We start from the raw sequence: 7,888 nt of genomic DNA, 5'->3' as shown, positions 1-7,888 counted from the left end.
CTCTGATTTTAGTACCGAAATGACAAAAGGGTTGGAAATCGTTACGATTTCCAACCCTTTTGTCTACAGTCTGAAACGCTCAAAATTTTGAGCGTTTTTTGTTTTTCTATTACTGATTCGTTGTCGAAACATATGCTGTTTAGGTTGTTATTTACATTGATTTTAGCGTTTTTCTCTCCCTCAACCGAACCCGTTACTAAAAAGGAATTGTCTTTTTTAGTTGATGAAATGAAAACACAATTCACATGTGGTCTCGTTTCCGTTCATAATGAACTGTTTAAAGAAAAAATAAAGAAGTCCTTAAGCGCATGCAGTCATCGGAGTAATGGGATGAAGTACCTGCGCGACAACACAATAGTTTCTTGCGCAGGTACCCTCCCCTTATTTACTCTTTCTAACTAGCAACATCATTATTGTAATGATTGAAAACGCCATAAATGATAAAAAAGGGATCGTAATAAAGCCAAGCCAATTAATATACTCCCCTGAGCATGGTACGCCATTTGCACATACACTGAATTCATTTAATGAAGGAATTTTTTGCAATGCGTAATGATAGCCCGAAACCATAATACCGATGACTGACATCGGAAGTACGTACCGATAAATATCCCTATCATTCCTGTAAAATGCAATACCTAGCAAAAATACGAGCGGATACATTACTATTCGTTGATACCAACACAATGTACAGGGGACAAACCCCATTTGCTCACTAAAAAATAGACTTCCCATCATCGCTACTAGTGATACAATCCACGCAAACAGAAGAGGTTTATTTAGCACTCTTCTCAGCCTCTTCTACCATTTTCGCAAAATCATCCATTGTACGTCCCTTGAATTCTTTGCCACCGATAAAGATGGTAGGTGTAGAGGAGATGCCTAGATTTTTAGCAGTCTTCATATCTTTTTCCCATGCGTCTTTTCCTTTATTGTCACTATGCGCAGCCATAACTTGACTCGCTTCTTCTTCACTAGCAACTTCCATTAGCATTTTCTCCAACACTTCATCTGTAAACACGATGGCCTGTTCAGATGTTGGCTGATTGGCAAAAAGCAGATGATGAAATGCCCAAAACGTTTCATTGCCTAGTTCTTTATAGACCGTCTCTGCAAACTGTGCAGCTGTTGTTGAGTCTGGCGCAATAAATGAGTAGTTCATAAAATAAAACTTTGCCTTCCCCGTCTTAACAAATTGTTCCTGAATAAGCGGGAAAAGCTGATCATTAAAATCTTTACAACTTGGACATTTATAATCTCCAAATTCTACAATTTCTACAGGTGCCGAAGCTTCGCCTACATACGGCTGATTTTCATAATCAATAGCAACAGATTCTTCATTTTTATCCGTTAATACAATGATCCCAATGATACAAACTGCAACAATACCTACAAGCCAAAATATTTTTTTAGACAATATACCCACTCCTTGATCCCACTTAATATGTTACAAAGACATTATGTAAATGCGTGGCAAAGCACGTAAGTTCCAGAAGCCTTACCACTTTGCTTAATTATTGTAGTCTGATGCAGCATTATTCGTCAATGAAATCGAACGATAAAAGAGATTTGCTAATAGTTTGTGTAATGGCACCTTATTAAATTTCGTATTTAGGGACATACTTTATGTATTCTTGTCATATAAGGAGATACGATTTATGAGCACACTTGAAAATACTTTGTCGATTTTTGCATTAGGCGGAATAAATGAAATTGGTAAAAATATGTATGTCGTGCAATATGAAGACGATATATTTGTCATTGATTGCGGGTCAAAATTTCCTGACGAAAGTCTTCTAGGGATTGATTTGATCATTCAAGATATTACGTATCTACAGCAAAACAAGGACAAAGTAAGAGCATTACTAATTACGCATGGTCATGAAGATCATATTGGAGGCATTCCATATTTTTTACAACAATTGAATATCCCTGTTTATGCAACAGCAATAACCGCTGGACTAATCAATATTAAGTTGAAAGAACATGGGTTACTTCGACAAACTGAACTAACGATCATAAATGATGAATCTAAATTATCATTTGGAAATATAGCCATCACGTTTTTTAGAACGAATCATAGTATTCCCGATTGTGTAGGAATTGTGTTTGATACTCCAATCGGAACAGTCGTCCATACAGGAGATTTCAAATTTGATTTAACACCAGTGAATAACGATGCTCCGGATATTCACAAGATGGCAGAGATCGGAAAAAACGGTGTGTTAATGTTGCTTTCTGAAAGTACCAATGCAGAGCGTCCTGGGTTTAACCCTTCCGAAATGACGATCGGTGGACATATTGAAGAAGAGTTCAGAAAAGCACGTAAAAAAGTATTTATCTCTACTTTCGCATCCAATGTACATCGTGTTCAACAAGTCATCGATGCCGCAGAAAAAACAGGTAGAAAGCTCGCATTACTAGGGAGAAGCATGATCAATGTAGTAAGCGTCGCCTCGGAACTTGGTCATTTACAAATTCCTGACGACATGTTGATCGAACCGTATGAGGTAGGAAAAATGGATCCTGAAAAAGTGGCCATTTTATGTACCGGTAGCCAGGGCGAACCGATGGCTGCTTTGTCACGTTTATCGAGTTCCAACTTTAGACATGTAGAAGTGCTTCCCGATGATACTGTCATTTTAGCTTCATCCCCTATTCCAGGTAATGAAAAAAATGTCTCTCGAATTATTGATAATTTATACCTTCTGCAGGCCAATGTAATTTACGGATCAGGAGGAACCACCGGTATGCATGTTTCAGGTCATGCGAATCAGGAAGAACTAAAGCTCATGCTAACGCTTATGAAGCCGAAATATTTCATTCCTATCCATGGTGAATATAGGATGCTCTATAAGCATCAACAACTGGCCGAATCTGTCGGAGTGCAGAGAGAAAATATATTTATAATTAATAACGGAGACGTTGTCGATGTAGATCATGAAAAAGCGTACCAAACACGAAAAGTTCATGCTGGCCGTGTGTTCGTTGACGGCTTAGGCGTAGGCGATGTGCGAAATATTGTGTTGCGAGATCGAAGGGTACTTTCAGAAGAAGGAATGCTCGTGATTATCATGACGATAAATAAAACAGACGGCCAACTAGTTTCTGAACCAGATACGATTACTCGTGGTTTTGTTTACCAACCGGATGCTCAAGAACTTATTAATGAAGTGAATGAAGTAGTGAAGACGACTGTTACTAACTTGAAAGCTGTAAATGGCAGTAAACGATCTGTTATTAGACAAAATGTAAAGAAGTCAGTAGAAACCTTATTATTTGCACGAACGAAAAGAAGGCCCATGATCCTTTCGTTTTTAATTGAGATTTGATTAGTGAAGTAACTTAAAACTACCTAGAAGAGGCGTTTAGCCATCAATCTTTGGCTTACTCTTCTTTGTCATTACGCCAGATATTCAAAAAAGTGCTGTACTTCGCAATTTGCTAGATGATAGATTTCCAAAATAAACATACGTTCCGTTACATAACATACAAGTAGGAATCATGAGTTCCTATTGAAAAAAATTCCTATAAATATAAAATAAATGGTGAAGCAATTTATTATTTCATTAGGTAAAGGAGAATGTCTGTGACAGAAAAGTATGTGATGATTACGGGCGCTAACTCAGGAATCGGAAGAGCAGCTGCCCTAAAATTTGCATCAGAAGGCTATCATGTGATTATGGCTTGCCGCAATATGAAAATTAGTGTCCCTGTCCAAAATGAGATTATCGCTAGTACAAAAAACAGCCATGTAGATCTACTTGAACTTGATATTTCTTCTTTTGATTCTATACGGAGATTTTGCAAGATTTTCAAATCCAGTTACTCGCGGTTGGACATAGTAATTAATAATGCGGCTTATTTAAATCATGGAGAAAAAGAGTACAAACTTAGTGCCGATCAAATCGAATTATCTTTTGCTACAAATGCATTCGGGCCATTTTTACTAACTCATTTACTCGCGGACCTTCTTGCAAAATCTCCAGATCCAAGAGTCCTTAACGCCTGTACAACCAATGTCAAAAACTTCTTTGACCCAAAACGAAAAATCGAGTTTGATAATTTACGCGGGGAACTGAAAGATGTCAGACCTTACAGTAAGTATAAGATGTATGGCGACTCGAAAATGGCGCTTTTGATACTCACTTTTAAAATGGCAGAACAGTATAAACACCTAGGTATTAAAATTAACGCGATTCAAATTAATCGTGTAAAACTATCAAAAGAAACGATCAATAAAATGCGGTCTTTTTGGAAAGTGCTTGCATGGGTACAAAATCTAACGAATCCTTTACCGGTGTATATGGCAGATAATTATTTTCACATATGCACGTCAGATGAATTTAAAAATAGTACTGGGCAATTTATCAATCATCACAAAAATATCATCACCCCTTCTATAACTGAAAAAGGTGTTGCCCAAGTAAAGAATATTTTTGGCTTTAGCACCTATCCACGTTATGCATTGGATCCTCAAAATATGGAACAAATATGGACGTTGTGCAAATCGCTTACTAATGAAAAAATCGATGCCAATAGAGTACAGGCTTTATTGTAGTGTTTTGTTTAAAGAAAATGTTTTTCAAAGTTCTAAGATGGGTACCGTAGTTTAAAAAGGATGTGTATGGTATGCCATTCGATTATGATCTCGACTATAGTGCGCTAGATTTACGTGAACATCCTGAATTATATAAAGTCGGAAAAGGCGAGCAAGGTGTTTTACTAGTAGAACCATACAAAAGTGAAATTTTACCGCATTGGCGTTTTAAGACTCCCGAGATCGCGAAAAAGTCGGCCGATAAAATATGTGAACTGTTTGAAGCGTATCGTAAAGAAAATGACTTTGTCGGAATGGACATGGCACGTAAATTCATTCAGATGGGCTATACGCGCTCACGCCGTTATGCAAACCATAAAAGTGGACGGAAATATAATATGGATGGCACGTTAAAAGAACGCGAGATAGATTTAGAAAAGGCAAAATCCGCAGATATTTTTAAAAAGCGTTGGGATGTTATACGTGAGGACGAAGATTATATCAAACGGAAAAAAGCTCATCAGAAGATCTATGGATGAGCTCAGTTTTAAAATAGGAAGCGATGAATGTTGTTCCAATGCCATTCATCGCTTTTTTTATAGTAAGCAATTTAAGTTTCTGATGAGGAAACTGTAAGGTAAGCTCCAACTAATTACTTCGCCAACTCCGCCAGCAAACTCTGTGCTCTCCACTTATTCTCAGTCTGCCCTGCCTCTTGCGCACCGATGCAAACCGGACAGCCATACTCACAATGGCACTCTGCCACATGATCAGCAGCCAGCATCAGCAATTCTTTCCAACGCCCATAAATATTCTCACTTAAACCAATTCCACCTGGATAGCTATCGTAGATGAAAAAGGTCGGAGCTTCCATATGAATCGCTTTCACTTGTGGTACGACATGGATATCGTTGCGATCACATTTGATAAACAGTGGAACCAAAGACTGGATAGCATAAGCAGCAGCTGTCATGGCATCTGTCAGCTCAGATTTCTCCCAGTCCTCCGGTACATCAAACGTCAGCCAAGTACCGGATGTATGCATTTCTTCTGCTGGCAATGAAATCGGTCCCGATCCAATATTGTCGTGTGTGTCGAACTTAATCTTCTTAAAAATAGTCGGAATCGCCAACACCGCCAAGTCACCATAAGCTAGCGTCCGTTCCCCGTCTTCCATTCGTTTATCTTCACTGATCACTTTTAATTCCACTGCTAAATTCGCATCCGTGAAATAATCAACATCCACTACAGTGACATACGCTTTCTTTTCTTCCCAATCCAATTTCTCCACTTGATACTGCGTGCCTTGATGCAAATAAATCGCTTCTTCGTGCAGCAAGGTCATCGCACTGAAACGATCCATCTCCCCGATAACACGTGTCTCTTTCGGATATGTTTGGTCAATAATAATCACATTTTCCTGGGAAGCGGAACGCAGACTGATTTCTCCAGCTGGAAAGCGATCCGTCATCCAATGCCATTTATCGGAAGTTTGTAGCAATACACCTTCACTCTGCAAAAATGCCAGTAATTCTTGTACTTCGAATTCACCATAGGTTTCCGTTGCACTAAACGGTAATTCAAATGAAGCACATTTCAAATGATCCATCAAAATTAGCATATTATCTGGATGTATATGAATCTCTTCTGGTTGCTGCCCAAGCAAATAGGCAGGATGTTTAATAATGTACTGATCAAGAGGCATCGACTGTGCTACATAAATGATCAGTGCATCTTCTTGCCGTCTTCCCGCACGACCCGCCTGCTGCAACGCACTCGCAATATTTCCCGGATAACCTGTCATGATACATGCTTGCAGCTGCCCAATATCGATCCCAAGTTCCAGTGCATTCGTACTGACAACTGTGCGGATGTCACCGTTCTTCAATCCGCTTTCGATCTTTCTACGCTCCGACGGCAAATAGCCCCCACGATAACCCATTACGGTTTCATCAAATAATTTCTTTTTCGTCAATTCCTTCATATACGTCACAAGCATCTCGACACGGACTCTACTGCGGGCGAAGATGATCGTCTGGATATGCTGCTGATATAAAAACGCCCCCAGATCTCTTACTTCTAATACAGCACTTCTGCGTATGCCGAAGACGTCATGGACAATAGGGGGATTATAAAAGACAAAATGTTTCTTTCCGCGAGGCGCCCCATTTTGATCGATGAGCACCATTTCCTTATTTGTCAAATTCTCCGCTAATTCTTTAGCATTCGAAATCGTTGCGGACGTACAAATGAAAATCGGATCACTGCCATAAAAACGACAAATCCGTTGTAATCTTCTCAGTACATGCGCTACATGACTGCCAAATACCCCTTTATAGGTATGCAGTTCATCGACTACAATATATTTCAGATTCTCAAATAATGAAATCCATTTCGTATGGTGAGGCAAAATAGCGGAATGCAGCATATCGGGATTCGTCAAGATGATATGTCCAGATTTCCGCACTTTCGACCGCAATCCAGGGGCCGTGTCACCGTCATACGTATGGCTCAAAATCGTCTCGCCACTAGCTTCGATCAAGTCATGTAAATCCGCCAGCTGATCCTGTGCCAACGCTTTTGTTGGAAACAAATACAATGCGCGGGAAGAAGGTTTGTCCAAAATCGACTGCAATACTGGCAAGTGGTAACAGAGTGATTTTCCGGATGCCGTTGGTGTAATTGCGGTAATGGAATTCCCTTCACTAACCGCGTCAAACGCCTGTCTTTGATGGCTATACAATTGCGTGATGCCTTTTGTTGCCAATGCCTGACGTATAGATGTATGCAATGTAGGAGGGAAATCAGCAACAATTGCCTCTTGTTCCTTCAGTGTTTCAATGTAGGAAATATTCGGCCCAAAGCGCGGATCAGAAAATAGTTGCTGAATGACATCAGGTATGTTTGACTTATTCATTCGAAGAATCCTCTCCTTTTTCATCCATCGCGTTCACAACCGTTTGTAAAGTATAACGGGCGGCATTAATCGACAGGATGAAACGCTTTTTCCCTGTTTCTTTATAAAAAGACTGCACAACGAATTGAGTCATTGAATCTTTCAATGAATCAATTTGCACATCATGTACATATCGTGGTTTCCTTAATTTGATCCAAACCTTCATATCAGTAGCCCAATCTGCAATCGCCCGATGACTCTGATCTGCATAAGGCTTCACTTCCTCAAAAAAATCAGGCGTATGGTCGGTCTCTCTCATTCTATAAAAACGTTGCTCACACTCATCACAGATCACGAGCAAGCTATTTGTATTTTGAAGTAAACTCATTGTATATAACCCCTTCTTCATTCTTTCCCTAGCCTTAGTTTATCAGAAAACCACTTCCCACTCC

Annotated in this window: 7 protein-coding genes; 3 read left to right on the top strand and 4 right to left on the bottom strand. The window is 39.4% G+C overall.

Annotated features, from left to right (window positions below; genetic code table 11):
• Positions 1-381 precede the first annotated feature (381 nt).
• Together GD002_RS10155 and GD002_RS10150 are read right to left on the bottom strand one after the other, a co-directional pair.
• Complete coding sequence (locus GD002_RS10155) at positions 382-786, bottom strand: disulfide oxidoreductase (protein ID WP_153732255.1); 405 nt, start codon at positions 784-786, stop codon at positions 382-384.
• On the bottom strand, positions 776-1,426 hold the full coding sequence (locus GD002_RS10150) for a DsbA family protein (protein ID WP_408020092.1): 651 nt from the start codon (positions 1,424-1,426) through the stop codon (positions 776-778). The genes GD002_RS10155 and GD002_RS10150 overlap by 11 nt, the downstream gene beginning before the upstream one ends.
• Positions 1,427-1,658: 232 nt before the next feature.
• Here GD002_RS10150 and GD002_RS10145 point away from each other — a divergent pair, with 232 nt between their 5' ends.
• From GD002_RS10145 to GD002_RS10135, 3 genes are all read left to right on the top strand, one after another.
• A complete protein-coding gene (locus GD002_RS10145; RefSeq protein WP_153732253.1) occupies positions 1,659-3,332 on the top strand; it encodes a ribonuclease J in 1,674 nt (557 codons plus the stop codon).
• 257 nt (positions 3,333-3,589) lie between these two features.
• Positions 3,590-4,561 (top strand): SDR family NAD(P)-dependent oxidoreductase, encoded by a 972-nt coding sequence (locus tag GD002_RS10140; protein ID WP_153732252.1) that lies wholly within the window; start codon positions 3,590-3,592, stop codon positions 4,559-4,561.
• 71 nt (positions 4,562-4,632) lie between these two features.
• On the top strand, positions 4,633-5,079 hold the full coding sequence (locus GD002_RS10135; RefSeq protein ID WP_153732251.1) for a DUF4385 domain-containing protein: 447 nt from the start codon (positions 4,633-4,635) through the stop codon (positions 5,077-5,079).
• A gap of 113 nt (positions 5,080-5,192) precedes the next feature.
• Here the strand turns inward: GD002_RS10135 and GD002_RS10130 are convergent, their stop codons facing one another.
• Together GD002_RS10130 and GD002_RS10125 are read right to left on the bottom strand one after the other, a co-directional pair.
• The gene (locus tag GD002_RS10130) at positions 5,193-7,457 is read right to left on the bottom strand and encodes a DEAD/DEAH box helicase (RefSeq protein ID WP_153732250.1); all 2,265 of its coding nucleotides are present in this window, start codon (positions 7,455-7,457) and stop codon (positions 5,193-5,195) included.
• Positions 7,450-7,824 (bottom strand): YppE family protein, encoded by a 375-nt coding sequence (locus tag GD002_RS10125; protein ID WP_153732249.1) that lies wholly within the window; start codon positions 7,822-7,824, stop codon positions 7,450-7,452. Before GD002_RS10125 ends, GD002_RS10130 begins: the two co-directional genes overlap by 8 nt.
• Positions 7,825-7,888: the final 64 nt, after the last annotated feature.

This window comes from Sporosarcina obsidiansis (assembly GCF_009651005.1).
Classification (GTDB): Bacteria; Bacillota; Bacilli; order Bacillales_A; family Planococcaceae; genus Sporosarcina; species Sporosarcina obsidiansis.
Note: the sequence above shows the minus strand (reverse complement) of the source record. Positions and strands in the feature narration are given on the sequence as shown.